The sequence below is a fragment of the Undibacterium sp. RTI2.2 genome (assembly GCF_035018705.1).
Lineage (GTDB): Bacteria > Pseudomonadota > Gammaproteobacteria > Burkholderiales > Burkholderiaceae_D > Undibacterium.
Genome location: NZ_JASJXN010000134.1, coordinates 1 through 572, shown reverse-complemented (window position 1 = coordinate 572; position 572 = coordinate 1). Strand labels below are relative to the sequence as shown.

1 protein-coding gene is annotated in these 572 nt (G+C 38.3%); it reads left to right on the top strand.

Features of this window, described 5'->3' with window-relative positions; translation table 11 throughout:
* Nucleotides 1-348 precede the first annotated feature (348 nt).
* Nucleotides 349-572, top strand: a 224-nt coding sequence (locus tag QN395_RS21425) for an Lrp/AsnC family transcriptional regulator (protein ID WP_323493150.1), incomplete at its 3' end; no start/stop codon positions are given.

Here is a 572-nt window from a genome sequence, read left to right as displayed (position 1 = left end):
GGACGGGAGTGATATTGCGTTGCGCTACAGCGCCGACGATGCCGCACATAAGAACCTCTTAATAAAAATTTGAGAAAGCGATAAAAAAATAAAGTGAGCAAATAAGGCCAGTAAATTCGACGCTAATAAGGCTAGTAAGGCTAGTAAGAATCTTCAGCCCAAAAACGCAATTAAACATAAAATTGCAAAATTACTAATTTCAAAGGATTGTGTCATCGTAAATCAGATCAAATGAAATTATCTTTCAATATTGAATTAAATTTGAACTAAAATTCAATTACGATTATTGAGTGAAATTAAATTTCATTTAAATAAAATTTATTTATTTAAATTCCATTGGTGAAAAGTATGACGACTCTGGACGAACTGGATAAACGTATTTTGCAGCAGCTACAGCGAGACGCGTCGGTCAGCAATCAGGCCTTGGCGGAGCTAGTACATGCGTCGCCACCGACTTGTTTGCGGCGGGTTAAGCGTTTATTGGATGAGGGTGTGATTGCTAAGCAAGTAGCGATTTTAGCGCCCGAAAAAGTTGGTGCAGGTTTGACGGCGATTGTAGAAATTACCTTGGA